At 73.4% G+C, this 24,547-nt stretch carries 22 protein-coding genes and 2 tRNA genes; 15 read left to right on the top strand and 9 right to left on the bottom strand.

The genetic code is table 11. From position 1 onward, the window contains the following. Window positions 1-50: 50 nt before the first annotated feature. Window positions 51-1,184 (bottom strand): SDR family oxidoreductase, encoded by a 1,134-nt coding sequence (locus ACH499_RS09865; protein WP_399014605.1) that lies wholly within the window; start codon window positions 1,182-1,184, stop codon window positions 51-53. Window positions 1,185-2,035: 851 nt separating this feature from the next. Here ACH499_RS09865 and ACH499_RS09860 point away from each other — a divergent pair. After that, window positions 2,036-3,349 (top strand): wax ester/triacylglycerol synthase domain-containing protein, encoded by a 1,314-nt coding sequence (locus ACH499_RS09860; protein ID WP_399014603.1) that lies wholly within the window; start codon window positions 2,036-2,038, stop codon window positions 3,347-3,349. Window positions 3,350-3,361: 12 nt separating this feature from the next. Here ACH499_RS09860 and ACH499_RS09855 read toward each other — a convergent pair whose 3' ends face one another. Beyond that, the gene (locus ACH499_RS09855) at window positions 3,362-4,744 is read right to left on the bottom strand and encodes a flavin-containing monooxygenase (protein ID WP_399014600.1); all 1,383 of its coding nucleotides are present in this window, start codon (window positions 4,742-4,744) and stop codon (window positions 3,362-3,364) included. A 298-nt stretch (window positions 4,745-5,042) separates the two neighbouring features. Between ACH499_RS09855 and ACH499_RS09850 the strand changes: the two genes are divergently transcribed. The 3 genes from ACH499_RS09850 to ACH499_RS09840 all read left to right on the top strand — a co-directional run bounded on the left by ACH499_RS09850 (window position 5,043) and on the right by ACH499_RS09840 (window position 7,908). After that, window positions 5,043-5,657 (top strand): ABC transporter ATP-binding protein, encoded by a 615-nt coding sequence (locus ACH499_RS09850; RefSeq protein WP_356200971.1) that lies wholly within the window; start codon window positions 5,043-5,045, stop codon window positions 5,655-5,657. Then, complete coding sequence (locus ACH499_RS09845) at window positions 5,654-6,523, top strand: ABC transporter permease (protein ID WP_399014597.1); 870 nt, start codon at window positions 5,654-5,656, stop codon at window positions 6,521-6,523. Before ACH499_RS09850 ends, ACH499_RS09845 begins: the two co-directional genes overlap by 4 nt. A 101-nt stretch (window positions 6,524-6,624) precedes the next feature. Further along, entirely contained in the window at window positions 6,625-7,908 is a 1,284-nt protein-coding gene (locus tag ACH499_RS09840) for a hypothetical protein (RefSeq protein ID WP_399014595.1), read from the top strand. A gap of 132 nt (window positions 7,909-8,040) precedes the next feature. On the opposite strand, the gene ACH499_RS09835 is transcribed toward ACH499_RS09840, so the two are convergent. Next, a tRNA-Pro gene (locus tag ACH499_RS09835) sits at window positions 8,041-8,114 on the bottom strand. A 204-nt stretch (window positions 8,115-8,318) separates the two neighbouring features. On the opposite strand from ACH499_RS09835, the gene ACH499_RS09830 reads away from it, so the two are divergent. From ACH499_RS09830 to ACH499_RS09820, 3 genes are all read left to right on the top strand, one after another. Then, the gene (locus tag ACH499_RS09830; RefSeq protein ID WP_399014593.1) at window positions 8,319-8,675 is read left to right on the top strand and encodes a cupin domain-containing protein; all 357 of its coding nucleotides are present in this window, start codon (window positions 8,319-8,321) and stop codon (window positions 8,673-8,675) included. Between the two features lie 90 nt (window positions 8,676-8,765). Continuing rightward, window positions 8,766-9,929 carry a Gfo/Idh/MocA family protein gene (locus ACH499_RS09825; RefSeq protein WP_399014591.1) on the top strand — a complete coding sequence of 388 codons (1,164 nt, stop codon included), beginning with the start codon at window positions 8,766-8,768 and terminating at the stop codon, window positions 9,927-9,929. Window positions 9,930-9,983: 54 nt separating this feature from the next. Next, the gene (locus ACH499_RS09820) at window positions 9,984-10,988 is read left to right on the top strand and encodes a Gfo/Idh/MocA family oxidoreductase (protein ID WP_399014589.1); all 1,005 of its coding nucleotides are present in this window, start codon (window positions 9,984-9,986) and stop codon (window positions 10,986-10,988) included. Window positions 10,989-11,003: 15 nt separating this feature from the next. Here the strand turns inward: ACH499_RS09820 and ACH499_RS09815 are convergent, their stop codons facing one another. Genes ACH499_RS09815 through ACH499_RS09805 form a run of 3 tightly spaced genes read right to left on the bottom strand, consistent with a single transcriptional unit; the run spans window position 11,004 to window position 14,026 of the window. After that, window positions 11,004-11,927, bottom strand: a complete 924-nt coding sequence (locus ACH499_RS09815; protein ID WP_399014586.1) for an ATP-binding cassette domain-containing protein — start codon at window positions 11,925-11,927, stop codon at window positions 11,004-11,006. Between the two features lie 6 nt (window positions 11,928-11,933). Next, a complete protein-coding gene (locus ACH499_RS09810) occupies window positions 11,934-13,004 on the bottom strand; it encodes an ABC transporter permease (RefSeq protein WP_399014584.1) in 1,071 nt (356 codons plus the stop codon). Next, window positions 13,004-14,026 (bottom strand): sugar ABC transporter substrate-binding protein, encoded by a 1,023-nt coding sequence (locus tag ACH499_RS09805; protein ID WP_356200983.1) that lies wholly within the window; start codon window positions 14,024-14,026, stop codon window positions 13,004-13,006. The genes ACH499_RS09810 and ACH499_RS09805 overlap by 1 nt, the downstream gene beginning before the upstream one ends. 225 nt (window positions 14,027-14,251) lie before the next feature. On the opposite strand from ACH499_RS09805, the gene iolC reads away from it, so the two are divergent. The 6 genes from iolC to ACH499_RS09775 all read left to right on the top strand — a co-directional run bounded on the left by iolC (window position 14,252) and on the right by ACH499_RS09775 (window position 21,131). Further along, window positions 14,252-15,214 carry a 5-dehydro-2-deoxygluconokinase gene (iolC, locus tag ACH499_RS09800; protein WP_399014582.1) on the top strand — a complete coding sequence of 321 codons (963 nt, stop codon included), beginning with the start codon at window positions 14,252-14,254 and terminating at the stop codon, window positions 15,212-15,214. 13 nt (window positions 15,215-15,227) lie between these two features. Continuing rightward, on the top strand, window positions 15,228-16,115 hold the full coding sequence (locus ACH499_RS09795; RefSeq protein ID WP_399014580.1) for a deoxyribose-phosphate aldolase: 888 nt from the start codon (window positions 15,228-15,230) through the stop codon (window positions 16,113-16,115). 93 nt (window positions 16,116-16,208) lie between these two features. Continuing rightward, a complete protein-coding gene (gene iolB, locus ACH499_RS09790; protein WP_399014578.1) occupies window positions 16,209-17,102 on the top strand; it encodes a 5-deoxy-glucuronate isomerase in 894 nt (297 codons plus the stop codon). After that, window positions 17,099-18,970, top strand: coding sequence for a 3D-(3,5/4)-trihydroxycyclohexane-1,2-dione acylhydrolase (decyclizing) (gene iolD / locus ACH499_RS09785; protein WP_399014576.1), 1,872 nt, complete (start codon window positions 17,099-17,101; stop codon window positions 18,968-18,970). The genes iolB and iolD overlap by 4 nt, the downstream gene beginning before the upstream one ends. Window positions 18,971-19,169: 199 nt before the next feature. Next, window positions 19,170-20,369 (top strand): S8 family peptidase, encoded by a 1,200-nt coding sequence (locus tag ACH499_RS09780; RefSeq protein WP_399014574.1) that lies wholly within the window; start codon window positions 19,170-19,172, stop codon window positions 20,367-20,369. A gap of 282 nt (window positions 20,370-20,651) precedes the next feature. Then, complete coding sequence (locus ACH499_RS09775) at window positions 20,652-21,131, top strand: MarR family transcriptional regulator (protein WP_356200992.1); 480 nt, start codon at window positions 20,652-20,654, stop codon at window positions 21,129-21,131. A 116-nt stretch (window positions 21,132-21,247) separates the two neighbouring features. Here ACH499_RS09775 and ACH499_RS09770 read toward each other — a convergent pair. Then, window positions 21,248-21,321, bottom strand: a tRNA-Pro gene (locus ACH499_RS09770). Window positions 21,322-21,420: 99 nt separating this feature from the next. On the opposite strand from ACH499_RS09770, the gene ACH499_RS09765 reads away from it, so the two are divergent. Both ACH499_RS09765 and cobF read left to right on the top strand, forming a co-directional pair. Then, window positions 21,421-21,948 carry a DUF309 domain-containing protein gene (locus ACH499_RS09765; protein ID WP_399014572.1) on the top strand — a complete coding sequence of 176 codons (528 nt, stop codon included), beginning with the start codon at window positions 21,421-21,423 and terminating at the stop codon, window positions 21,946-21,948. A gap of 48 nt (window positions 21,949-21,996) precedes the next feature. Further along, on the top strand, window positions 21,997-22,770 hold the full coding sequence (gene cobF, locus ACH499_RS09760) for a precorrin-6A synthase (deacetylating) (RefSeq protein WP_399014569.1): 774 nt from the start codon (window positions 21,997-21,999) through the stop codon (window positions 22,768-22,770). A gap of 78 nt (window positions 22,771-22,848) precedes the next feature. Here cobF and ACH499_RS09755 read toward each other — a convergent pair whose 3' ends face one another. Both ACH499_RS09755 and ACH499_RS09750 read right to left on the bottom strand, forming a co-directional pair. Then, window positions 22,849-23,604 carry a cobalt-precorrin-6A reductase gene (locus ACH499_RS09755; protein ID WP_399014567.1) on the bottom strand — a complete coding sequence of 252 codons (756 nt, stop codon included), beginning with the start codon at window positions 23,602-23,604 and terminating at the stop codon, window positions 22,849-22,851. Window positions 23,605-23,624: 20 nt separating this feature from the next. Then, complete coding sequence (locus ACH499_RS09750; RefSeq protein WP_356200996.1) at window positions 23,625-24,416, bottom strand: sulfite exporter TauE/SafE family protein; 792 nt, start codon at window positions 24,414-24,416, stop codon at window positions 23,625-23,627. Window positions 24,417-24,547: the final 131 nt, after the last annotated feature.

The following is a 24,547-nucleotide window of genomic DNA, read 5'->3' as shown; positions in this document are numbered from 1 at the left end:
GGGGCGGGCGGACCGGGTGGTCGGGGCGTTCGCGGGTGGACGGGCGCGGGTCAGGCGTATCCGGTGGACGGGAGGGCGGTCGCGGACACGGCCGGGGGCCCGGCGCGGGCGTCGTCCTCCGGGACCAGCCCGGACACCAGGTAGTCGAGGTCCACGCGGCCGGAGACCGCCGACGGTCCGAGCAGGGCCCGTACGCGGGTGTCGTCGAAGCGCCGCCGGTGGGTGAGGTAGGCGGTCAGGCCCGGGTAGAAGCCCACCAGGGCCTCCAACGTCGTCGGGTCGTCCGGGGCGGCGGGGACCAGTTCGAACGACAGCGGGAGGATCCGCTCCAGCACGGACACGACGAGGGACACGGGGACGTCCCGGTCGTGGACGATGTGGTACGTGTCGACGCCGCCCGTGGGTGTCCGGTCGGCCAGGCGCAGCATGACGTCGGCCGCGTGGTCCACCTGGAGCAGGTTCAGCCGGCCGTGCGGATGCCCGGCCAGCCGCAGGCGGGGACGGCCGTCGGTGTCCACGGTGCCGCGTGCCTCGCGCAGGATGCGTTCGACGACCTGGAGCGGGTGCCGGGGGAGGTCGGGGTGGGGCGGCAGGTCGGTGACCAGGATGCTCGGCCGCAGCACCACGACCGGGCGCCGGTGCTCCGCCGACCAGGCGCGGACCAGCGACTCGGCCTCGTACTTGGAGCGTTCGTAGGCGTTCTCGAAGCCCGCCGTGTCGTCCAGCTCGTCCTCGTAGGCGACGCCCTCGCGCCGGCGGCCGGCGACGAAGGCGGTGCTCACGTGGTGGACGACGGGCTTCGCGCGTCCGGCCGCGGCGAGTTCCAGGACGTGCCGGGCGCCGTCGACGTTGGTCCGGCGCAGTTCGGGGAGGTCGCCCTCCAGGTTGATGCTGCCCGCGCTGTGCCAGATCGCGTCGAGGCCGTCGGCCAGTGCCCGGAACGCGCGCCGGGACAGTCCGAGCCGCGGCGCGTCCAGGTCGGTCTCCACCACCCGCAGCCGGTCGGGGAGTCCGGCGATCAACGGCTCGGGCGCGTCGGCCAGTTCGAGGAACCGCGTGACGCGGTGCAGCGCGTCGCCCGACCCCGCGTGCACGAGGGCCGTCACCGACCGGTGCCGGTCGAGCAGGCGTCGTAACAGGCGCAGTCCGAGGAAGCCGGTGGCGCCGGTGAGGGCGACGTGCATGACCTTGTCTCCAGGGGTCCGGGAGGGACAGCCGTGTGCGAGGGCGCGGGGACGCGCGGCGGCCGGGTGAACGGGACGCGGCCGGCCGCTGCGCGCGGGCGCACCCGGCGGTCACGTCGTCCGCGGCCCGGCTGGTCCGGCCGGTCGCGGCGGGCGGCGCCGTTCCTCCGTTCCCCCGGCCTCGCCGGGGCTCCTCCTCGGGCCTCTCCCCGGCCCGACGAGCCCGGCGCACGGCACACAGTGTCAGACGGCGGACGGCACCACGGACCGCGTTCCGGGCCGCCCACCCGAACGGAGTACGCACGCCACGGGTGCCGCGCGCCCCGGCAGAGGCGTCGGATCCCTTGTGTCACGGGCCGGAAGGCCCCGCCGTGGAGGCTCGGCGCAGGCGGCCCGGGTGAGCGGCCGTCTCGAGACGTTTCCCGCTTTCGGGTGATGCGGTGCGCGGAGGCGGGGCGGCGCCGCGGGGGTCCGGGGCGCTGATGCGGGACGTCCGGCGCGGTGCGGCGGGGCGCGCGGGTGGCCGGGGCGCCCGCGGGGGCGTACGGGGGTGCTCCGCGGGCGGATATAAACCGTGCTGACCGGCGCAGCGGGTGACCGTCCCGGCCGGTGGTCCGGCCGACGGCCGGTGGTCCGAGGCGGCTGACGGTCCGGTCGGTGCCCGTGGTCCGAAGCGGCCGGTGGTCCCGAGCGGCCGGTCACCGCCGCCCGCGCCCTGCCCGGCGCCCGCCCATGCCCGTCCGTACGCCCGGCCCCGTCGTCCGTCCTACGCCCTCCTCCCCCGTCACCCGCCCTCCGTCCCGCGTCACCCGTCACCCGTCACCCCGTCACCCCGTCACCTGGAGCCCCCGATGCCGGCGTTCGTGCCGTCCCCCCGTAGCGCCTCCTCCCCCGGCCACCCCACGCACGCGGTCGACCGCGCGTTCCTCAGCATGGGGCGCCGTCACCCCGACGTCCGCTGGGACGCCGGCGGCATCGCGTACCTCAGCGGTCCGCCCCCGAGCCTGTCGGACCTGCGCGCCTACGTGGAGTACCGCCTGGGCGAACTGCCCCTGCTCACCAGCCGCGTCGAGGGCGGACCGCGGCGTCCCCGGTGGCTGCCCGACCCGGACTTCTCCGTCGGCCGGCACGTGCACGAGGTGGTCGCCGAGGGCCCCGAGGGGTGGGACACCGCCCTGCACACGGCGCTCAACGCGCCCTTCGGACCGGGGGCCTACTGGGGCGTCTGGCTGATCCACGGCCACGCGGCGGACGAGTACGCCGTCTGCCACCGCTTCCACCACGCCTGCCAGGACGGCTCGGCCGCCGCGGCGACCTTCCGGACCATGCTGGGCGGCGGCGAGTTCTCCGCCCGCCCCGCGCCCGGCGAGGACCGCCCTGCCCTGCCCCGGCGGGTGGGCAGGGCCGCTGGTCTGGGGGCGGCGTTCGCCGCGGCCGCCCTGGCCGTCCGCGGCCGGCGCCCGGACGTCCCCTTCCTGCCCTCGGGAGAGCGGCGGCTGTGGCGGGGCCGCGTGGCCGCGGACACCCTCCGCGGCATCGGCGCGGCGCGCGGCGGCTCGGCCCACGACGCCCATCTGGCGGCGCTGGCGGGGGCGTTGTCGGCCTGGTCGGACCGGTCCGGGGTGGCGCTGCCCCGGGTGACCGCGCTGGTGCCCTTCGAGGCGCGCCGTCCGGACGAGGAGCAGACCTGGGGCAACCGCTGTTTCGCGCTGCCGCTGGAGCTGCCGGTGGGGGCCTCCCGCACCCGGGGTGGTGCCGCCCGGGTGGGTGACTCGCCCCGGCGGCGGCTCGACCACGTCATGGCGGAGACCCGGAAGCTGCGGGCACCCGCGCGGCGTCAGGCCATCCAGGACCTGGTGCGCTGGATGCCGGACCGTCCGACCGAGTGGTACCTGCGCAGGATGCTCTCGCCGCGCGTCACCGACGTGATGGCGACGTCCATGCCGATCGCCGACAAGGCCGGCCTGGGCGAGACCCCGGTGACGGGCGTCAACCTGCTCCCCCTGCTCGTGCCGGGGCACCTCTTCGGAGTGGGGCTGTCCTTCTTCGGCGAGTGGGCGGACGTCTCCTTCGTGACCGACCGGGCCCTGCCGTCCGGGGAGCTGCTGCCGGAGCTGTGGGAGCGGGCCGTGGGCGAGTTGGAGGACTCCACCGCACCCGTGTGAGCACCGTCGCGTTCAGACGGGGCCGGCCACCGAAGCCGTCTCCGCGGCGGGCGGCGGCACGGCCGGGGCGGCGGCGCGGGCGCGGCGCCCGCCGGCCCGCCGTTCCCGGCGCAGGGCCCGCAGACAGGAGCGGAAGTCGGTCTCGATCCCGTGGCGGTACGTGGCCGCGTAGGTCCGCAGATGGCGGCGCCGCTCCCGCTCGACGGCCCGCTCCATGGCGGCCGGCGACGGCAGGGCGGCCGCGCCCTCGATGAGTTCGGCGATCCACTGCGCCTGCGGTTCGAGCAGCGGGAAGGCCGCGCCGGCGGGCTGCGCGAGGCCCATGAAGTAGAGCCCGGGGATGCGGGGCGGGACCGTGCGCAGGTACAGCTCCGTGCGGCCGTCCGGTGCGGCCGCGAACAGGGAGGGGTCCAGGAAGGGGAAGGAGATCCGGTAGCCCGTGGCATAGACCACCGCGTCCACCCGTTCGCGGGTGCCGTCCGTGAACAGGGCCGTGTCCGGGCCGAACGAGCCCACCCCGGGCTTCGGGGTGACCGCGCCCCGGGCCAGTTGGACGAGGAGTTCGTCGGAGGTGGAGGGGTGCCGGGCGAGCGGCCCGTGGGCCGGTTCGGGGAGCCCGTAGCGGGACGGCGCGCCGCGGGTGAGGCGCAGCAGGAGGCGCAGCGCCGGGTCCTTGAGGATCCGCGGCAGGTCGGACAGCGGGCTCGACGCCAGGTGGTCCGCCGGACGGCCGAGCAGCATCTTGGGGAAGAGGTGCGCCGTGTCGCGTGCGGAGAGGAAGGTGCGTTCCGCCGTGCGCGAGATCTCCGCCGCGATCTCGCACGCGGAGTTGCCCATGCCGATCACCAGCACCCGCCGGCCTCGGTAGGGCGCGGGAGTGCGGTAGTCGTGCGAGTGGACCGCCGTGCCCCCGAAGTCCTCGGCGCCGGGCACGGCCGGGTCCGGCGGGCGCGGGTCCCAGTGGTGCCCGTTGGCCACGATCACGTCGGTGTAGCGCCGCGTCTCCCCGTCCCCGTCGCCGCGGCGCCGCACGGTCACCTCCCAGCCGCCGCCGTCGTGGGGCCGCACCGAGGTGACCTCCGTGCCGAAGGTGATGCGGCGGTGCAGGCCGGCCGACGCGGCGTAGTCCTCCAGGTAGGCCAGGACCAGGCTGTGGTGCGGGAAGACCGGGTACGTGTCCGGCATGGCGAGGGAGGTGAAGGACATGCTCTCCTTCGAGACGTTCGCGTGCAGGGACGCGTACACGCCCGACATGCCGTTGTCGTTGCCGTAGCGCCACAGGCCGCCGATGCCCGAGCCGGCCTCGAAGCAGTCGAACGGGACGTCCCGCGAGGCGAGGACCCTGCCCGCGGCCAGACCGGACGGCCCGGCGCCGATCACGCACGTTCTCCGCATGGCCGGCCGGCCTTCCTGGTGGGTGACGGGGTCTGCGGGACGATGGCCGAAAGGCGCGTCCCGGGCCCGGCCACGCTAGCCGTCCCGGTCGTCCGCCAACGGCTCGCGGCGGGGGAATCCGCCGCAGGCATGACGTGGCGCGCACCGGGTTGACGCCGGGCGGCGAATCGCCCGTCCGATGCCGTTTCCCCGTGCCGCGCACGGTCGTTGGGGATGCGCGGACGGTGTCGCCGCCGACCGGACGGCACGGGACGGTCCCGGGACCGTCCGGCAGACCCACGGACGACGGAGCAGCGCGATGGACGTCACCGATGTGCACCACTCCTACCGGAAGCACGCCGTCCTCGAGGGGGTCGACTTCCGGCTGCGGCCCGGAGTGCTCGCGGGCATCGTCGGGGAGAACGGCGCCGGCAAGACGACCCTGCTGAGGATCCTCTCCGGGGAACTGCGGCCGGACCGGGGCACGGTGCGCCACCGCGGCAGGTTCGGCTACTGCCCGCAGTCCGTGGTGCTGGACGACTCCTTCACCGTCCGCCAGCACCTCGACTACTTCCGGCACGCCTTCGGGCTCCCGGATCTCCGGCGGGCCGAGGAGGTGATGGAGACCCTGGCCCTCACCGAGTACGCCGACGTGCGGGCGGGCCGGCTCAGCGGCGGCTCACGGCAGAAGCTGAACCTGACCCTCGCGCTCATGCACGACCCGGACGTCCTGCTCCTCGACGAGCCCTACCAGGGCTTCGACTGGGAGACGTACCTGCGCTTCTGGGACCTGGCGACCGGGCTGCGCGACGCCGGGCGCTCCGTGCTGGTCGTCTCGCACCTGGCGTACGACATCGACCGGCTGGACGAGCTGTGGCGGCTGGAGAACGGGCGCCTGCACCGGCGGGACCGGGGCGCGGAGGCGGCCGCGTGAGGCGGCACGGGTCCCTGTACGTCACCGCGTCCCGGTACGCGCTGACCGGGCACGCCCGCAACCGGTTCGCGATGCTGCTGGTGGTGGTGTACATCCCGGTGTGGATCACGCTGGCCTACGTGACGATTCCCGAGCGGGCGGCACCGTTCCGGCTGCGGGCCACGAACGAGACGCTGTCCCCGCCCGGCAACCATCTCACCCAGATCACCGGGGCGTTGAACGCCGTGACGCTGATCGCCGGGTTCATGATGTTCGCCGCCACCTTCACGGGCGGGGCCTTCGACCGGCGCCTGGCGATGGCGGGGTACCCGCGCCACCACCTGGTCCTCGGCAAGCTCTCCGCCCTCACCCTGGTCTGCGCCACCATCGCCGTGTACGCGACGGCGTGCGCGGGCTTCGCCTGGTCCCCCCGGCAGCCCCTCGTGCTCGCGGCGGCCCTGTTCTGCGCGGCCCTGACCTACGGCACGCTCGGCGTGGTCTTCGGGTCGGTGCTCCGCCGCGAGGTGGAGGGCATGTTCGCCATCCTGATGATCAGCGTCATCGACGTCGCCCTCCAGAACCCCCTGTCCAGCTCCGGTTCGGACAGCGCCCTGGTCCGCTTCCTGCCGTCGTACGGCGCCGTCCAGGCCAGCATGTCCGCGGCCTTCTCCGGGGCGTCGGCGGCCAGGGGCCTCGCGATCCAGTTCCTCTGGCTCACGGCCGCGTCGCTGGCGGCGCTGCTGGTCTTCCGCCACCGCACCCGCGACGCCCTCCCGCGCCACCGCGGGGACCCCACCCCGGACCGTCCCGGACCCGGTGCGCCCGGTGCGGTACCCGCACCGGCATCGGACTCCGCCACGATGGCCCGGCCCGCGGGCCAGACGTGACGCCAGTCCCATCATGACAGGTCAGAGGGTGTTTTCGTAGGACGAACGGCACAGCTGACGAGCCTTGTCCGGCTCTCTCGGCGGCGCCCAGAATCTCCGTCATGAATCACTCGGGGAAGGTCGATCAGGACGACATCGTGCGAGCGCGGAACGTTCTGCTCGCGTCGGGGCGCCGCACGGCGCGCGAGGAGGTCGACGCCTACCGGGTGCTCGCCCAGGTCGGCCCCGCCTCGTATCTGCCGCTCCTGTCCAGGGCGCTGCGACGTCTGAGCTACGAGACCGGCTCCGGCGAGCAGCACCCGGCCTGTCTCGCGCTGCGCGAGGAGGCGGTGGCCGTGGCGCGGTCCATCGACCCGGCCGAACCCACCCGTGCGCACGTCCTTCACGAGGCTCTCGACTCGTGCCAGCGAGAGCTGTACAACCTGGGCCGACGCGCCGAAGGACTCGCCCTGCGCGCCGAGATGCTCGCCGTCGGCCGTGCCCAGGCGGCACTGTCCGACACCGCCGCGGCCGCGGGGCTGTACGCGTGGGCCACCGGTCTGTCCGAGGAAGGCCGCTATGCCGAGGCCGCCGACGCCATGACCGAGCTGGTCTCGGCGATCCTGCCCGGCGGGCCCGACAGCGTGGGTCTTCCCTGGTCGCTCCTGGAGTGGATCGCCATGCTCCAGGACGCCGGCCGTCCGGACGAAGCACTCGCCGCGTTCGAGACCCTCGTCGGCGTGCAAGCGGCCGACGCGGCGAACGACCGCGGCCCGGTGGCCGGTCATCTCTACTCGCTCGTCGGGTACGCGCGGATGCTCGACACCCACGGCCGGGACGGGCGGGCGGCCCTCGTCCGGCAACAGGCACTCGCCTTGCTGACGCAGATGGCCGATACCGGTGAGCGCACCCTCTGGAGCGGCTCCCAGGCGTCGGTCTGGGCGGTGGTCCTGTCCTTCTCCGGCGCCGACGGCGATCGGGCCACGCCCGACGCACCGCGTCCCCCTTCCGGGACGGCGCCCCTGCACTGGTCGCCCGATGCCAAGCGGCGCTATTTCGACAGCCGTCACGCCCTCCGTGAAGAGGTGGACGCCCTCGCCCGGCGAGCCGACCAGGATCCGGACCGGTACCTGGCCGAACTGGTCCGGCTGCATCGGGTCCTCACCGTCCGCTCCGCCGTGTACTGGGAGCACCGCACCCATCTGTTCGCGGAGCGGGTGCGCCCGCTGTTCGACGACGGAGTGGGCCTGGCCCGCCGGCTGTCCCGGCACGACCCGGCGGACGGGACGCGGACACTGGCCTGCACCCTGATCGAGCGATCGGGCTTCCACACGGCCGCCGGTGAGTTCGGGCCCGCCCTCGACGACTTCCGCGAAGCCCTGGGCTGCCTGGGAGAGGCCGGCTGACCCGAGCCGGTCGACCTCCGCCCGAACGAGTCGCGCCGGGCCTTCGGCTCGTCCCCGCGGAAGAGGCCGGTCACGACCGAGGGCCGGTGTCGGAAGTGTCCGACACCGGCCCTCGTGTACGACTCTCACGAGTCGGGACGACAGGATTTGAACCTGCGACCCCTTGACCCCCAGTCAAGTGCGCTACCAAGCTGCGCCACGTCCCGGTGTGCGTCGCACGGACCGGCCGCGCGGGCGGTTCCGTGTGATCACGCAGGTCAAGCCTACCCCATCCGCGGCGCGGGACGAGTCGCTCCCGCCGGAAGCGTCCCCGTGCGACGGGCCGGCGCGACGAAGTGTCCGCCTGCGCCGCCGGACAGGCCACACCCTGTCGCCCCCGGCGGCGCGCCCGCCCCGGCTAGCGTCGTGGCATGACCCACAGCTTCGTTGTCCACGTCCCCGACGCCGAGCTCGAACCCGAGCCCCTCTCCCCCGAGCAGATCGTCTCCGGCACTCCCGAGGTCACCGGCAAGGTGGTCTGGGAGTCGCCGGACGGCCGCCAGGTGCGCGGCATCTGGCAGATCACGCCCGGAGTGGTCACCGACACGGAGGCGGACGAACTGTTCGTCGTGCTCAGCGGATCGGCCACCGTCGAGGTGGAGGGCGGCCCGACGCTGAAGGTCGGCCCGGGCGACCTCGCCGTGCTGCGCGAGGGCGACCGTACGACGTGGACGGTGCACGAGACGCTGCGCAAGGCGTACGCCATCACCCTCGGCCGGCCTCGGTAGGCCGTTTGTCCTGTCAAAAGGTTGACATGATGCCCGGGCGCCGCCCAGGGTGGCCTGGACAGTTCCCGGACCGGTCCTCGAAGGGCTCTCATGGTGGATGCGCTCGGTGTCGCCGTCGTCGGTTTCGGCTGGATGGGCCGGGTGCACACCCGGGCGTACGCCCGCGTCCGCCACCACTATCCGCTGCTGCCGCTGCGCCCCGAACTGCTGACGGTCGCCGAGGAGGTGCCGGGCCGGGCCGAAGAGGCCGCCGAGCAGTACGGGTTCGCCACGGCCACCCGTGACTGGCGCGACGTCGTGGCCGACCCGCGCGTCGGGGCGGTCAGCATCACCGCGCCGAACTTCCTCCACCGGGAGATCGGCGTGGCGATGGCCGAGGCGGGCAAGCACGTCTGGATCGAGAAGCCGGTCGGGCTGACCGCCGGGGACGCACGGGCGGTGGCCGACGCCGTCGCCGAGGCCGGGGTGGCGGGCGCGGTCGGCTTCACCTACCGCAACGCGCCCGCCGTCGAGACCGCGCGCGAGCTGATCGCGTCCGGGGAGATCGGCGCCGTCACCCATGCCCGCATCCGCCTGTTCAGCGACTACGCGGCCCACCCCGAGTCCGCGCTCACCTGGCGCTACCAACGCGAACGCGGCGGCAGCGGGGTCCTCGGCGACCTGGCCTCCCACGGCGCCGACCTGGCCCGGTTCCTGCTCGGCGACATCGCGTCCCTGACGGCCGACACCGCCGTCTTCGTGCCCGAGCGGGCGCGTCCCACCGGGCCTGTGGCCGGTCACGCGCGTGCCGCGGGCGGCGAGAGGGGGCCGGTGGAGAACGAGGACTACGTGAACTGCCTGCTCCGCTTCACCTCCGGTGCCCGCGGGGTGCTGGAGGCGTGCCGGGTATCGGTGGGCGAGCAGAACGACTACGGCTTCGCGGTGCACGGCACGCGCGGCGCGGTGTTCTGGGACTTCCGCCGGATGAACGAGCTGGGCGTCAGCAGGGGCACGCGCTACCAGGACCAGCCCGTCAGCACCGTCCATGTGGGCCCGGGACACGGCGAGTTCGGCGCGTTCCAGCCGGGGGCGGGCAACGCCATGGGCTTCGACGACCTGAAGGTGGTGGAGGCGTACCGCTTCCTGCGCTCCGTCGCCGAGGGCGTCCCGTACGGCGCCACCCCGGCGGACGCGGTGCACAGCGCGGCCGTACTGGAGGCCATGACCCGGTCGGCCGAGCGGGGCACCTGGGTCGACCTGTCCCACGGGGACTGACCGGGCGGATCCCCGGCACCGAAGAGCAACCGAGCACAGAAAGCAGCGGAGCGCATGCGCATCGGAATCCTCGGCCTCGGCCGCATCGGCACCTTCCACGCCGAGACCCTCGCCGCACTCGACGCCGTCGGCTCGCTCGTCGTCGCCGACCCGTTCGCGGACGCCGCCAAGGCCGCCGCCGAGCGGTTCGGCGCCGAGGTGGCGGACTCCCCGGAGGCGGTGCTGGCCGCGGGGGTGGACGGGGTGGTGATCGCCGCCGCGACCGACGCCCACCCGGCCCTGATCCTGGCCGCCGTCGAAGCGGGGGTTCCCGTCTTCTGCGAGAAGCCGGTCGCCCGGACCATGGCGGAGGGCCTGGAGGTGCTCCAGGGCGTCGCGGGCCGTGGCGTCCCGGTGCAGATCGGCTTCAACCGCCGCTTCGACGCCGGGTTCACCGCGGCGCGGGACGCCGTGCTGAGCGGGGAGCTGGGCAGGCTGCACACCGTGCGGGCGGTCACGCTCGACCCGGCGCCGCCGACCGCCGCGTACATCGCGGCCTCCGGGGGCATCTTCCGGGACTGCGCGGTGCACGACTTCGACGTCATCCGCTGGGTGACGGGCCGCGAGGTGAGCGAGGTGTACGCCGTCGGCGGCAACCGGGGCGCCGACTTCATCCGGGAGGCGGGCGACGCGGACACCACGGGCGCGGTGCTGACGCTGGACGACGGCACGGTCGCCGTGGTGTCCAACAGCCGCCACAACGCGCGGGGTTACGACGTGCGCCTGGAGCTGCACGGGTTCGCGGACTCCGTCGCCGTCGGCCTGGAGGACCGACTGCCGCTGCGCTCGGTGGAACCCGGCGCCACCTTCCCCGCCGGTGTCCCGCACGACTTCTTCATGGACCGCTTCACGGCCGCCTACCGCGCCGAACTCACCGCGTTCACCGAGGTCGTCGCGGGCGTCCGGCCCTCGCCGTGCACGATCCAGGACGCCCTGGAGGCGGGCTGGATCGCGGAGGCGTGCACGCTGTCGCTGCGCGAGCACCGGCCCGTGCCGCTCGCGGAGGTCCGGCGGGGCTGAGGGCGGCCGGGCGGGTCAGGTCCCGCCCTCGGCGGAGGCGGCCGTGCCGGGGGCAGTGGTTCCCGGCGAGGTGGACCGCGCCGCCTCCCCCGGCAGCGCCTCCACGTCGACGCCCTCGGCCTGTGCCAGTTCGTGCTTGAGGGCGGCCAGTTCGGCCCCGCCCGCCATGTGGTGGGTGAGGTCGCCGAGGGTGACGTCGGCGCGGGCGGCGCTGAGTTCGAGGGTGCCGAGGCGCAGCACGCTGAAGTGGTCGCCGACCAGGTAGGCGTGGTGGGGGTTGTGGGTGATGAAGACGACGCCGAGGCCGCGTTCGCGGGCGGCGGCGATGTACTTCAGGACCACGCCGGACTGCTTGACGCCGAGGGCGGCGGTGGGTTCGTCGAGGATGAGGACGCGCGCGCCGAAGTGGACGGCGCGGGCGATGGCAACGCACTGGCGCTGGCCGCCGGAGAGGGTGCCGACGGGCTGTTCCAGGTCGCCCAGGACGATGCCCATGGCACGCAGTTCCTCGTCGGCGGTGCGCTTCATGCGGGCGATGTCGAGGCGGCGCACGGGCCAGGGGCCTTTGGTCACCTCGGAGCCGAGGAAGAAGTTGCGCCAGACCGGCATCAGCGGCACGGTGGCGAGGTCCTGGTAGACGGCGGCGATGCCGCGGGCGAGCGCGTCGCGCGGGGTGGAGAAGCGCACCGGTTCGCCGTCGACGAGGAAGTCGCCCTCGGTGTGCCGGTGCAGCCCCGAGATGATCTTGATGAGGGTGGACTTGCCGGCGCCGTTGTCGCCGAGCACGCAGGTCACCCGGCCGGGATGGACGGTGAGGTCGACACCGTGCAGGGCGCGGATGGTGCCGTAGGACTTGCCGGCGCCGCGCAGCTCGACGAGCGGGCGGTCCCCCTTCGGCGCGGTCCCGCTCACGACGGTGCCGGGGGCGTTGCTGGTCATTTCCGATCACCTCCGGGTCGCCGCGCGGCGGACCCACAGATTGACGAGGACGGCGCCGAGGAGCATCACGCCGAGGAACGCCTTGAACCAGTCGGGGTTCCAGCCGGCGTACACGATGCCCTGGTTCACCATGCCGAACATGAAGGCGCCGAAGACCGGGCCGATGGCCGAGCCGTGGCCGCCGGTGAGCAGGCAGCCGCCGATCACGGCCGCGGCGATGTAGATCAGCTCCTGGCCGACGCCCTCGCCGGACTGCACGGTGTTGAAGGAGAAGAGCTGGTGCATGCCGACGAACCAGGCGCCGAAGCCGACCAGCATGAACAGCGTGATCTTGGTGAAGGTGACGGGGACGCCGACGGCGCGGGCGGACTCCTTGTCACCGCCGACCGCGAAGACCCAGTTGCCGTACTTGGTGCGCAGCAGCACCCAGGTGGCCAGCGCGGCGAAGAGCAGCCACCACACGACGGTGATCTTCACCTGGACGCCGCCGAGGTCGAAGGACGAGGCGAAGAGGGCCTTGGCCTGGCCGAAGCCGTCCATGTCGCTGATGTCGTCGGTGGCGACGTTGCCGGTGACCAGTTTGGTGACGGCGAGGTTGACACCCTGGAGGATCAGGAAGGTGCCGAGGGTGACGAGGAAGCTCGGCAGACCGGTCCGCACCAGCACCCAGCCGTTGAACGCGCCGACGCCCAGGGAGAGTACGAGGGCGACGATCACGCCCGTCCACACGTTCACCGTGAGCTGGTAGCTGAGCATGCCCGCGGTGAGCGCCGAGGTGACCACGGAGACGCCGGCGGACAGGTCGAACTCGCCGCCGATCATCAGCAGGGCCACCGGGAGCGCCATGATGCCGATGGTGGAGGACTGGTAGAGGACCGTCGCCATGGAGCTGCCGTCGCGGACGGAGGGGGCGGCGATCAGGAAGAAGACGAACACGGCGACGGCGCCGAGGAAGACGCCGACCTCGGGCCGGGACAGCAGCCGCAGGGCGAGGGGGCGGCGCCGGGCTCGTCCGTCGCCCTGCCGAGGGCCGCGGGCCGGCGGCGCGGTCGGCGCCGGCCCGGCCGCCGTGCTCATCACCGGGTGCCCTTCGCGGCGAACTCGGCGACGGCCTTGACGTTGGACTTGTCGACGAACGCGGGGCCGGTCAGCACCGGCTGCTCGCCGCCGCCGCTGTAGTTGCCGTTGTTCTCGTAGAGCCACAGGCCGTCGACCGCCAAGTAGCCCTGGAGGTAGGGCTGCTGGTCGACGGCGAACTCGATGCTGCCCTTCTCGATGGCGCCGGTCAGTTCCTTGTTGAGGTCGAAGGTGGCGACCTTCGCCCTGCCCCCGGTCTCCGCCACCGACTGCGTCGCGGTCATCGCGAAGGGGGCGCCGAGGGTGACGACGTGGTCGATGGCGCCGTCCTGCTTCAGCTTCGCGGTGATGGTCGACTTCACCGAGGGCATGTCGGTGCCGTTGACGTAGAGGTTGTCGACCGAGCCCTCGAAGGTCTTCTTCACGCCGTCGCAGCGCTGGGTCAGGCCGACGTTGCCCTGTTCGTGGATGACGCAGACGGCCTTCTTCGCGCCGACCTCGTTCAGCTTCTTGCCGAAGGCCTCGCCGGCCACGCTCTCGTCCTGCCCGAAGAACTCCATCAGCCCGAGCTTCTTCCAGTCCGCGAGGCCGGAGTTGAGACCGACGACGGGTATCCCGGCCCGCTCGGCCCCGGCGAGGACGCTTCTGAGGGCGTCGGGCTTGGCGAGGGTGACCGCGATGCCGTCCACCTTCTGGTCGATGGCGTTCTGCACGAGGTTGGCCTGGTTGCCCGCGTTGGGGTCGGCGGAGTAGACGAGCTTGACGTTGTCCTTGGCCGCGGCGGCCTCGGCGCCCTTGCGGACGATGTCCCAGAAGGTGTCGCCCGGCGCCTGATGGGTGATCAGGGCCACCGTCATCCGGGGGGTGTCCGCCTTGCCCGCGGAGGCACCGGAGGCCCCCTCCTCGTCGGCCTTCTTTCCGCCGGAACCGCTGGAGCAGCCGGCGAGGGTCAGTGCCGCCGCCGCGGCGAGGGCGACGACCGGGGTGAACGAGCGGGAGCGGGCGTGCGAAGAGCGGTCCATCTTTCCTGCACCTCACTGTGCGACGTGGAGCCGTGTGTCAGACCGGAGAAGAAGGGCTGTTGCGCTGGGACGGGATACAAGTCCTTGTGAGGCCCGCTGTCAATACTTTGTCAAGACATCATTGCACCGGAACGTCCGAATGTAAGTACAAAGTCTTGACATGGTCGCCCTGGCGCCATACACCTGAGAGGCGGCAGGCCCCGCCCAGCCCAAGGAGCGTCGCACATGGCCGAGTCAGTCCAGCGTCTCGATCTGATCACGATGGGGCGCATCGGGGTAGACCTCTACCCCCTGCAGACGGGTGTCCCGCTGGCGGACGTCGGGACGTTCGGCAAGTTCCTCGGCGGTTCGGCCGCCAACGTGGCCGTCGCCGCGGCGCGCCTGGGCCGTGCCACGGCCGTCATCACCCGCACGGGCGCCGACCCGTTCGGCGCCTTCCTGCACCGCGCGCTGAAGGAGTTCGGCGTCGACGACCGCTGGGTCACCCCCGTGGCCGCGTACCCGACGCCCGTGACCTTCTGCGAGATCTTCCCTCCGGACGACTTCCCGCTGTACTTCTACCGCGTGCCCAAGGCGCCCGACCTGGAGATCCATCCGCACGAACTGGACCTCGACGCGATCCGCGCGGCCCGCGTCTTCTGGATCACCGGCACCGGACTGAGCGAGGAACCGAGCCGCACGGCGACCCTGGCCGCCCTCGCCCACCGCGCCAAGGCCGGTCCCACCGTCTTCGACCTGGACTGGCGCCCGATGTTCTGGACGGACCCCGCCCGGGCCCGTACGTACTACGCCGAGGCCCTCGGCCACGCGACCGTCGCGGTCGGCAACCTCGACGAGTGCGAGGTCGCCACCGGTGTGCGCGAGCCGCGGGCCTGCGCCGACGCGCTCCTGGCCGCCGGTGTGGAACTGGCCGTCGTCAAGCAGGGCCCCGAGGGTGTCCTCGCCGTGCACCGCGACGGCCGGTCGGCCGAGGTGCCGCCGGTCCCGGTGGAGGTGGTCAACGGCCTCGGCGCGGGCGACGCGTTCGGCGGCTCCCTCTGCCACGGCCTGCTCTCCGGCTGGGAGCTGGAGCGGACCATGCGGTACGCCAACGCGGCCGGCGCCCTCGTCGCCTCCCGACTCGCCTGCTCCTCCGCGATGCCCACCGGGGCGGAGGTCGAGGGCCTCCTCGCGCGGACCACCTCCTGAACGGAGCCTCGTCTTGTCCCTCAGCATCCGCGACCTCACCGAGGTCCGCGCCCGCCATCCGGAGGCCGTCGCCGAGGCGGCGGCCCGCCGGGCCAGGCGCCCGCTGATCGGCGTTTCCGGCCGTCTGATGATCGTCGCCGCCGACCATCCGGCCCGCGGCGCGCTCGGTGCGGGCGCCCGGCGGCTCGCCATGGCCAACCGGAGAGACCTGCTGGAACGCCTGTGCACCGCGCTGTCGCGGCCCGGCGTCGACGGGGTCCTCGCCACCGCCGACGTACTGGAGGACCTGCTGCTGCTCGGGGTGCTGGAGAACAAGGTCGTCATGGGTTCGATGAACCGCGGCGGTCTCGCCGGGTCCGCCTTCGAGATGGACGACCGCTTCACCGGGCACCGCGCCGAGGACATCGCCCGGCTGCGGTTCGACGCGGGCAAGCTGCTGCTGCGCATCGACTACGACGACCCCGGCTCGCTGACCACCCTGGAGTCCACCGCCCGCGCGGTCGACGCCATGGCCGGGCACGGACTGCCCGTGTTCGTCGAGCCGTTCATCTCCCGCAGGGTCGGGGGCCGGGTGCGCAACGACCTGTCCGCCGAGGCGGTCACCCGCTCCATCGCGATCGCCTCGGGCCTGGGCGGCACCTCCGCGTACACCTGGCTCAAGCTGCCCGTCACGGAAGACCCGGACGACATGGGGGAGGTCCTGGAGACCTCCATGCTGCCCGCGGTCCTGCTCGGCGGTGACACGGGCGGCTCCCCCGGTGACCAGGCCGCCGCCTACGAACGGTGGCGCAAGGCGCTCCGGCTGCCCACCGTGCGGGGCCTGGTCGCCGGCCGGTCGCTGCTCTACCCGGCGCGAGGAAGTGTGGAAGAGGCGGTGGACACGGCCGTCGGGCTGTTGTGACGGGGCCCGTCATGGCAGAGATTGTGTGACGGGAGCCGGTCGTGACGGAGCCCGCCGTGACCGACCCCCCCGGTGACCGAGGAGGAGCACCCCATGACGCATCACCTGTCCGCCGGCGAGGCCGCGAGCGGCCCGTACGCCGTGGAGGTGACCCCCGAGACGGCCGGCTGGGACCACTCCGCGCTGCGCGTCCTGCGTCTGCCGCCGGGCGGCGCCCACACCTTCGACAGCGGCGACAGCGAGTGGATCGTCCTGCCCCTGAGCGGAGGCTGCACGGTCGCCGTCGCCGACGACTTCGGCCGGAGCACCTTCGAACTCACGGGCCGCGCCGACGTGTTCAGCGGCGTCAGCGACTTCGCGTACGTGCCGCGCGAGGCGCGGACGACGCTCACGTCCCCCGGCGGGGGCCGCTTCGCGCTCACCGGCGCACGCTGTACCCGCCGCCTGCCCGCCCGCTACGGGCCCGCCCGGTCGGTGCCGGTGGAGCTGCGGGGCACCGGGAACTGCTCGCGGCAGGTCAACAACTTCGGCGCGGCCGGGGTCTTCGCGTGCGACCGGCTGATCGCGGTCGAGGTGATCACCCCGGGCGGCAACTGGTCGTCCTTCCCGCCGCACAAGCACGACGAGCACCGCCCCGGCGAGGAGTCGGTGCTGGAGGAGATCTACTACTTCGAGTTCGCCGCGCACGAGGGCATCCCGGGCCTCGGCTACCAGCGGGTCACCCCGTCCGGGCGGGGCCGGGGCACGGACGTGCTCGCGGAAGTGCGCGACGGGGACGTGGTGCTGATCCCCGACGGCTGGCACGGCCCGTCGATGGCCGTCCCCGGTCACCACATGTACTACCTCAACGTCATGGCGGGCCCGGACGCCGAGCGGGCCTGGCTGATCCGCGACCACCCCGACCACGCGTGGATCCGCGACACCTGGCCCGGCCGGCCGGTCGACCCCCGGCTCCCCCTCTACACCGCACCGGAGAGGCCCGTATGAACGCCGCCACCCGTCGACTGACCACCGCCCAGGCCCTGGTGCGCTTCCTGACCGCCCAGTACACCGAGCGCGACGGCGTACGGCACCGGCTGATCGCCGGCACCTGGGGCATCTTCGGCCACGGCAACGTCGCCGGCGTCGGCCAGGCGCTCGTCGAGTACGGCGACGTCATGCCGTACCACCAGGGCCGCAACGAACAGGCCATGGTGCACGCGGCGGTCGGCCACGCGCGCCGGACGAGCCGGCTGTCGGCGCAGGCGGTGACGACTTCCATCGGCCCGGGCGCCACGAACCTGGTCACCGGCGCCGCGCTCGCCACGATCAACCGTCTGCCGGTCCTGCTGCTTCCCGGCGACTACTTCGCCTCGCACGCCGCCGACCCGCTGCTCCAGCAACTGGAGCACCCGGTGTCGGCGGACGTGTCCGTCAACGACTGCCTGCGTCCGGTGTCCCGGTACTTCGACCGCGTCACCCGCCCGGACGCCCTGATCTCCACCGCGCTGAGGGCGATGCGGGTCCTGAGCGACCCGGCGGAGACCGGAGCGGTCACGCTGGCGCTCCCGCAGGACGTGCAGGCGGAGGCGTACGACTGGCCCGAGGAGTTCTTCGCCGACCGCGTCTGGCACGTACGGCGGCCCGCTCCCGACCCGGCGGAGCTGGCCGAGGCCGTGCGGGCCGTCCGTTCCGCCGCGCGCCCGCTGGTCGTGGCGGGCGGCGGGATCCACCACAGCGAGGCCGAGGGCGCCTTGAAGGCGTTCGTGGACGCCACCGGCATCCCGGTCGCCTCCACCCAGGCCGGCAAGGGCTCCCTGCGCCACGACCACCCCGCCGACCTCGGCGGCATCGGCCACACCGGCACGGCCGTCAGCGACGAACTGGCCCGCACGGCGGACCTGGTGATCGGCGTCGGCACCCGGTACTCGGACTTCACCACGGCCTCCGGCACCCTCTTCCGGCGCCCGGACGTCCGTTTCCTGAACCTGAACATCACCGCCTTCGACGCCCACAAGCTCGCCGCCCGCACCCTGGTGTGCGACGCGCGCTCGGGGCTGACCCTGCTCACCGACGCCCTCGCCGGACACCGGGTGGCGCCGTCGTACGAGGCGGAGTACCGCGCGGGCAAGGAGCGCTGGGAGCGCGTGGTGGAGGCCGCCCTCCGGGCCCCCGACGAGGGTGCCGTGCCGACGCAGACGCAGGTGCTGGGCGCCCTGGACGCGGTGGTCGGGGACGAGGACGTGGTGATCAACGCGGCCGGTTCGCTCCCCGGTGACCTGCACAAACTCTGGCGGGCCCGCTCCCCGCACCAGTACCACCTGGAGTACGGCTACTCCTGCATGGGCTACGAGATCCCGGCCGCGCTCGGTGTGCTCCAGGCGGCGCCCGGCACTCCGGTGTGGGCGCTGGTCGGTGACGGCACGTATCTGATGAACCCGACCGAGATCGTCACCGCCGTGCAGGAGGACCTTCCGGTCAAGCTGGTCCTCGTGCAGAACCACGGTTACGCCTCCATCGGCGGCCTGTCCGAGTCGGTGGGTGCCGAGCGCTTCGGCACCGCCTACCGCCACCGCGCCGCCGACGGCACGTTCACCGGGCCTCCGCTGCCCGTCGACCTCGCCCTCAACGCGGCCAGCCTCGGCATGGAGGTACGGCGCGCCAAGACGGTCGGCGAACTGCGCGAGGCGCTGGCGGCGGCCCGCGCGTCGGCCCGCCCGACGTGCGTGTACGTCGAGACCGACCCGGCACCGACGGCTCCCCCGGCCGAGGCGTGGTGGGACGTGCCGGTGGCGGAGGTCTCCGCCCGGAAGGCCGCGACGGAGGCGCGCGCGCAGTACGAACGGTCCGTCGCGGACCGCCGCCACCACCTCTGAGGCGCCGTCACCTTACGGCCCTCGCAACTCCTGCCTGGGCAGGAGTACTTCACATTTACGCAACCTTGTTGTGTAAGTCACAGCTACTCGTGGGTCTTGAACTGTGCGCGTCAATGAGTAAGGGTTACGGACCAGTCCCGGGAGATCTTCCGCCCAGGGACCAATCCCCCCACAAAAAATGACGAGGAGTCCCCTCTTCATGGCAACTCATCAGCGCACGGGCCGATTCAAGCTCGCCGCCGCCCTCACCGCCGTGTCCGCCGCAGCGGGTGTCACCCTGCTCGGCACGTCCTACGCCGGAGCGGCCGCTCCGGCCGAGGGCAAGGTCTACGGCGCGAACGCCGAAGGCGCCGTCTCCGGCAGCTACATCGTCATCCTGGACGAGAAGACCGACAAGAAGGAGCTCGCCGGCGAGTACGGCGGCAAGCTGCAGCGCACCTACAGCTCGGCCATCAACGGCTTCTCCGCCAGCGGCCTTTCGGAGACGGAGGCCAAGCGCCTCGCCGCCGACCCGGCCGTCGCGAAGGTCGTCCAGAACAAGAAGTTCTCCATCAGCGCCACGCAGGACAACCCGCCGTCCTGGGGTCTGGACCGCATCGACCAGACCGACACCGCCGGGGACAGCGCCTACACCTACCCGGACAGCGGGGGCGAGGGCGTCACCGCGTATGTCATCGACACCGGAGTCCGCATCTCCCACAAGGACTTCGAGGGCCGCGCCAGCCACGGGTTCGACGCCGTCGACAACGACGAGTCGGCCGACGACGGCAACGGCCACGGCACGCATGTCGCGGGCACCATCGCCGGCGCCTCGCACGGCGTGGCGAAGAAGGCGAAGATCGTCGCCGTGCGCGTCCTCGACGACAGCGGGTCGGGAACCACCGAGCAGGTCGTCGCCGGCATCGACTGGGTCACCAAGAACCACCAGGGCCCGTCCGTCGCCAACATGAGCCTGGGCGGCAGCGCCGACGAGGCCATCGACGAGGCCGTCCGCCAGGCCATCGCCGAGGGCGTCACCTTCGGGGTCGCGGCGGGCAACGAGTCGACCGACGCCGCGCAGGGTTCCCCCGCCCGCGTGGAGGAGGCCATCACGGTCGCTTCCTCCACCGAGGACGACGCCCAGTCGGACTTCTCCAACTACGGCTCGGTCGTGGACATCTACGCTCCGGGCTCCGGCATCACCTCGGCGTGGAACGACAGCGACGAGGGCACCGAGACCATATCCGGCACGTCGATGGCGACCCCCCACGTCGTCGGCGCCGCCGCGGTCTACCTCGCCGGCCACCAGGACGCCACGCCGGAGCAGGTCGCCACGGCCCTCACCGACGGGGCGACGGCCGACAAGATCACCAACCCGGGCGAGGGCACGCCGAACAAGCTGCTCAAGATAACCGAGTGACACACCGCACGACCGGCGGCCGTCGCTTCCCGCACCAGGGAGGCGGCGGCCGCTTCTCGCTCCGCGCGAGGCGTCGTCGCGAGGCGTCGTCGTGCGGACCGAACGTGCCGTCACCCGGATACGGGCGCGGTTCCGCGCCGCGTGGCCGAGCGGCCCGGCCGCCGAGGGGCGTGTGCGCCCACCGGACCATTTGCTTGCAAGGGCCTTATACAGGCTCCAGCGGATAACCCTCAAGGATGCCTTACCCTGGAACCAGACGCATCCGGAAGGAGGCCCGGGCCCATGACCGCCACGGATCCCGCGCTGACCGCCCTCGCCAACGGGTGGGCGGCCCTCTCCCTCCTGCACGGCAGGATCGAGGGGCACGTCGGGCGCGCCCTGGAGTCCGCGCACGACCTCAGCGTGCGGGAGTACTCGCTGCTCGACGTGCTCAGCCGTCAGCACGACGGCGAGGGCGGGCACCTCCAGATGAAGCAGGTCGCCGACGCCGTGGTGCTCAGCCAGAGCGCCACCACCCGCCTGGTCTCCCGTCTGGAGGACCGCGGCCTGCTCTCCCGCTACCTGTGCCCGACGGACCGCCGCGGCATCTACACCGACGTCACCGAAGCCGGCCTGAAGCTCCTGCGAGAGGCCCGGCCGACCAATGACACCGCCCTCAGGGAGGCGCTCGACGCAGCCGCCGAGAACCCCGAGCTGGCTCCGCTGGTCACTGCGGTCGAGGCGATGAGCGCGACGCGCCCGGAGCCCCTTCCGGCGCGGTAGGAGGAGGCGGCGCCGTGCCCTCGGTCGAGGGCACCTGTCCCGCGCGGTCCCGGAATGGTCGAGGGCCGGTTTCGGGGATGTCCCGAAACCGGCCCTTGACGTGCGACTCTCACGAGTCGGGACGACAGGATTTGAACCTGCGACCCCTTGACCCCCAGTCAAGTGCGCTACCAAGCTGCGCCACGTCCCGAGGTGCTCACACGGGGTGAACCGCGCGATCACGCGGACAGCACTCTACCCCACGCCCCGGGCCACACCGAAGCGGGCGCGGGGGAGGGACAATCGGCGTATGGACAGCCCTGCCGACCGCACAGCCCCGGTCCGCTCCCCCGGCGCACGGGACCGCGACGAGGAGGGGCGGGCCCGCAACGCCCGGCCCCGGGACGGGCTCGGACGCCCCCTGCCGTACGGCGCTCAGGGCGTCCCCCGCCAGCCGGAGGGCGTCGTGCGGACGCCCGCGGACACGGTCGCCGAGGCGCAGCGGCTGCTGGACGAGGGGAAACCGTTCCACGCCCACGAGGTCTTCGAGGACGCCTGGAAGTCGGGCCCCGGACCGGAGCGCGAGCTGTGGCGGGGGCTGGCCCAGCTCGCCGTCGGCCTCACCCACGCGGCACGGGGCAACACCACCGGCGGTGCCCGGCTGCTGCGGCGCGGCGCCGGGGCCGTGACGCGGTGGGTGGCATCGGAGCACGGGCAGCGCGATCCGTACGGGATCGATCTGGTCGCGGTCGCCCGATGGGCCCGTGACCTGGCAGCGGACGTGGAGGCCGGCATCCCCGTGGACGCGGGGGCGCGGGCGCCCGCGCTGCGGGGCTGAGGGCAGCCCGGCCGGGGCCCGGCCGGTGGCGTACGGCAGACTCGGGGCGTGCGGAAGATTCATGTGATCGGTATCGGCGCGGGCGACCCCGACCAGCTCACCCTGCAAGCGGTCAGGGCGATGCGGAGCACGGACGTGTTCTTCGTCCTGGACAAGGGCGAGGTGAAGGCGGACCTGGTGCGGCTGCGCCGGGACATGCTGGAGACGCACATACCCGAGGGGACGTACCGCGTCGTGGAGGCGCGCGATCCGGAGCGGGACCGCGGCGCGGGCGGCGCCGCCTACTCGCCCGCCGTCGGGGACTGGCGCAGCGCACGCGCGGGGATCTACGAGCGGCTGATCGCCGAGGAGCTGGGCGAGGACGGGAGCGGCGCGTTCCTCGTCTGGGGCGACCCGGCGCTGTACGACAGCACGCTGGGCATCCTGGAGGAGATCCTCGACCGGGGCGCGGTGGCGTTCGAGTACGACGTGGTGCCCGGCATCAGCAGCGTCTCGTCGCTCGTCGCCCGGCACCGGACCGGGCTGAACCGGGTCGCCCGGCCGGTGCAGATCACCACCGGGCGCCGGCTCGCCGAGGGCTTCCCCGAGGGCGTGGACGACGTGGTGGTGATGCTGGACGCCCACCAGACCTTCCGTCAGTACGCGGACCAGGACATCGACATCTACTGGGGTGCCTACCTGGGCACCCCGGACGAGATCCTCGCCTCCGGCCCGATCGCCGAGGCCGCCCCCCGTATCGAGCGGCTGCGTGCCGAGGCCCGGGAACGCAAGGGGTGGATCATGGACACGTATCTGCTGCGGCGGCGCCCGGAGGACCACTAGCCGGCAGCCCCGGGGCGGAGGGACGCGGCGGGCCGCGCCGGGCGCAGGCAGGCGCGGCCCGCAGGTGCCGCGCTCCGGTCACGGCCCGCCGAGTCCCAGCCGACGAAGCACCGCGGGCACGTCGGGCACCGCGCCGACCCCCGCCGGGAGCGGGGGCCTGCGCACCATCACCACGGGCAGGGCGAGGTCCCGGGCCGCCGTGAGTTTCGCCGCGGTGGCCGCTCCCCCGCTGTCCTTGGTGACCAGGACGTCCACGCGGTGCTCGCGCAGGAGGGACGTCTCGTCGGCCACCGTGAACGGGCCGCGCGCCAGGAGCACGCGCGTGTCCGGCGGGAGGGGCGGCTCGGGCGGCTCCACCGAACGGGCGACGAAGTGGATCCCGTCCAGGTGGGCGAAGGCCGCCAGGCCCAGACGTCCCGTGGTCAGGAGGACCCGGCGGCCGAGAGCGGGCAGCATTTCGGCCGCCTCGGCGAGGGACGCGGCCGGGTGCCACCGGTCGCCGGGGCCGGGGCTCCAGCCCGGGCGGCGCAGGACCACCACGGGGGTGCCGGTGACCGTCGCGGCGCGGGCCGCGTTCGCGGTGATGGTCCCGGCGAAGGGGTGGGTCGCGTCGACCAGGGCGGTCACGCGGTGCTCGCGCAGCCAGGCGGCCAGCCCCTCGGGGCCGCCGAAGCCGCCGGTGCGGACCTCCCCCGCGACGGCCCCCGGCCGGGTCACGCGTCCCGCGAGCGAGGTGGTGACACGGATGCCGGGCCGGGCCGCCAGGTCGGCGGCCAGGCGGCGGGCCTCGGTGGTGCCGCCGAGGATCAGCACGTGGGGGCGGGGACGGGGCATGGCGTCGAGAGTACGGTCCGTCAGGTCAGCAGCAGTTGGAGGCCCCCCACCACGGTCGCCGCGATGACCAGTCGCTCGAACAGCCGCTGGTTGATCCGGTTCACGGCCCATGTGCCGAGGAACGCCCCCGGCACCACGAACACCACGAGCACCGCGTCGAGGATCAGCGAGTGTCCGTCGATCAGCCCGAGTCCGGCGCTGAAGGGCAGCTTGGAGACGTTGACGATCAGGAAGAAGAAGGCGGAGGTGCCCAGGAAGCCGAGCTTGCGGAAACCCGCGGAGAGCAGGTACAGCGACATCACCGGGCCGCCGGCGTTGGCGACCATGGTGGTGAAGCCGCCGAGCACACCGTACGAACGGGCCTTCACCCGCCCGGCGCGGGTCGCGGTCCCGGCGCTCGCGCCGGCGCCGTCCGGCGGCTCGGGCGCGTCCGCCCGGCGCCGGCGCCACACCGTCACCGCGGACATGAACAGCAGGATCGCGCCGATCGACGTCCGTACGATCGCGTCGTCCGCCCACACCAGGAACACGGTGCCCACGACCACGCCGACGCCGACCGCCGGGAACAGCCGCCACAGGGTCGGCCAGTGCGCGTGCCGCCGGTAGGTGAGGACGGCCAGGACGTCTCCGGCGATCAGGACGGGCAGCAGTACGCCGGTGGAGGCGCGGGCCGGCAGGACCGCCGCGAAGACGGCGAGGCTGACCGTGTTGGCGCCGCTCACGGCGGTCTTGGAGAAGCCGACGAGGAGGGCGGCGAAGGCCAGGGCGGCGAATTGCCAGCCGGTGAGGTGCGAGAGAGTGATGGTGTCCATGCGGGCACCGATGCTATGCGCACCCGCCGGCGCGGTAAGGACCGTCCCGGCAGATGATCACCGACAGCCCGCCGGACGGTCCCGCGGGCCGGCGTCCGCGACCGGCGCCGCGCGTCCACGACCGGCACCGC

It is taken from the genome of Streptomyces sp. NPDC018947, from assembly GCF_044390505.1.
In the GTDB taxonomy this organism is placed as follows: domain Bacteria; phylum Actinomycetota; class Actinomycetes; order Streptomycetales; family Streptomycetaceae; genus Streptomyces.
Note: the sequence above shows the minus strand (reverse complement) of the source record. Positions and strands in the feature narration are given on the sequence as shown.

Coding starts and splice junctions, on each gene's coding strand:
- ACH499_RS09865 (WP_399014605.1), bottom strand. CDS start 1,184: ATGCACGTCGCCCTCACCGGCGCCACCGGCTTCCTCGGACTGCGCCTG.
- ACH499_RS09860 (WP_399014603.1), top strand. CDS start 2,036: ATGCCGGCGTTCGTGCCGTCCCCCCGTAGCGCCTCCTCCCCCGGCCAC.
- ACH499_RS09855 (WP_399014600.1), bottom strand. CDS start 4,744: ATGCGGAGAACGTGCGTGATCGGCGCCGGGCCGTCCGGTCTGGCCGCG.
- ACH499_RS09850 (WP_356200971.1), top strand. CDS start 5,043: ATGGACGTCACCGATGTGCACCACTCCTACCGGAAGCACGCCGTCCTC.
- ACH499_RS09840 (WP_399014595.1), top strand. CDS start 6,625: ATGAATCACTCGGGGAAGGTCGATCAGGACGACATCGTGCGAGCGCGG.
- ACH499_RS09830 (WP_399014593.1), top strand. CDS start 8,319: ATGACCCACAGCTTCGTTGTCCACGTCCCCGACGCCGAGCTCGAACCC.
- ACH499_RS09825 (WP_399014591.1), top strand. CDS start 8,766: ATGGTGGATGCGCTCGGTGTCGCCGTCGTCGGTTTCGGCTGGATGGGC.
- ACH499_RS09820 (WP_399014589.1), top strand. CDS start 9,984: ATGCGCATCGGAATCCTCGGCCTCGGCCGCATCGGCACCTTCCACGCC.
- ACH499_RS09815 (WP_399014586.1), bottom strand. CDS start 11,927: ATGACCAGCAACGCCCCCGGCACCGTCGTGAGCGGGACCGCGCCGAAG.
- ACH499_RS09810 (WP_399014584.1), bottom strand. CDS start 13,004: ATGAGCACGGCGGCCGGGCCGGCGCCGACCGCGCCGCCGGCCCGCGGC.
- ACH499_RS09805 (WP_356200983.1), bottom strand. CDS start 14,026: ATGGACCGCTCTTCGCACGCCCGCTCCCGCTCGTTCACCCCGGTCGTC.
- iolC (WP_399014582.1), top strand. CDS start 14,252: ATGGCCGAGTCAGTCCAGCGTCTCGATCTGATCACGATGGGGCGCATC.
- iolB (WP_399014578.1), top strand. CDS start 16,209: ATGACGCATCACCTGTCCGCCGGCGAGGCCGCGAGCGGCCCGTACGCC.
- iolD (WP_399014576.1), top strand. CDS start 17,099: ATGAACGCCGCCACCCGTCGACTGACCACCGCCCAGGCCCTGGTGCGC.
- ACH499_RS09780 (WP_399014574.1), top strand. CDS start 19,170: ATGGCAACTCATCAGCGCACGGGCCGATTCAAGCTCGCCGCCGCCCTC.
- ACH499_RS09775 (WP_356200992.1), top strand. CDS start 20,652: ATGACCGCCACGGATCCCGCGCTGACCGCCCTCGCCAACGGGTGGGCG.
- ACH499_RS09765 (WP_399014572.1), top strand. CDS start 21,421: ATGGACAGCCCTGCCGACCGCACAGCCCCGGTCCGCTCCCCCGGCGCA.
- ACH499_RS09755 (WP_399014567.1), bottom strand. CDS start 23,604: ATGCCCCGTCCCCGCCCCCACGTGCTGATCCTCGGCGGCACCACCGAG.
- ACH499_RS09750 (WP_356200996.1), bottom strand. CDS start 24,416: ATGGACACCATCACTCTCTCGCACCTCACCGGCTGGCAATTCGCCGCC.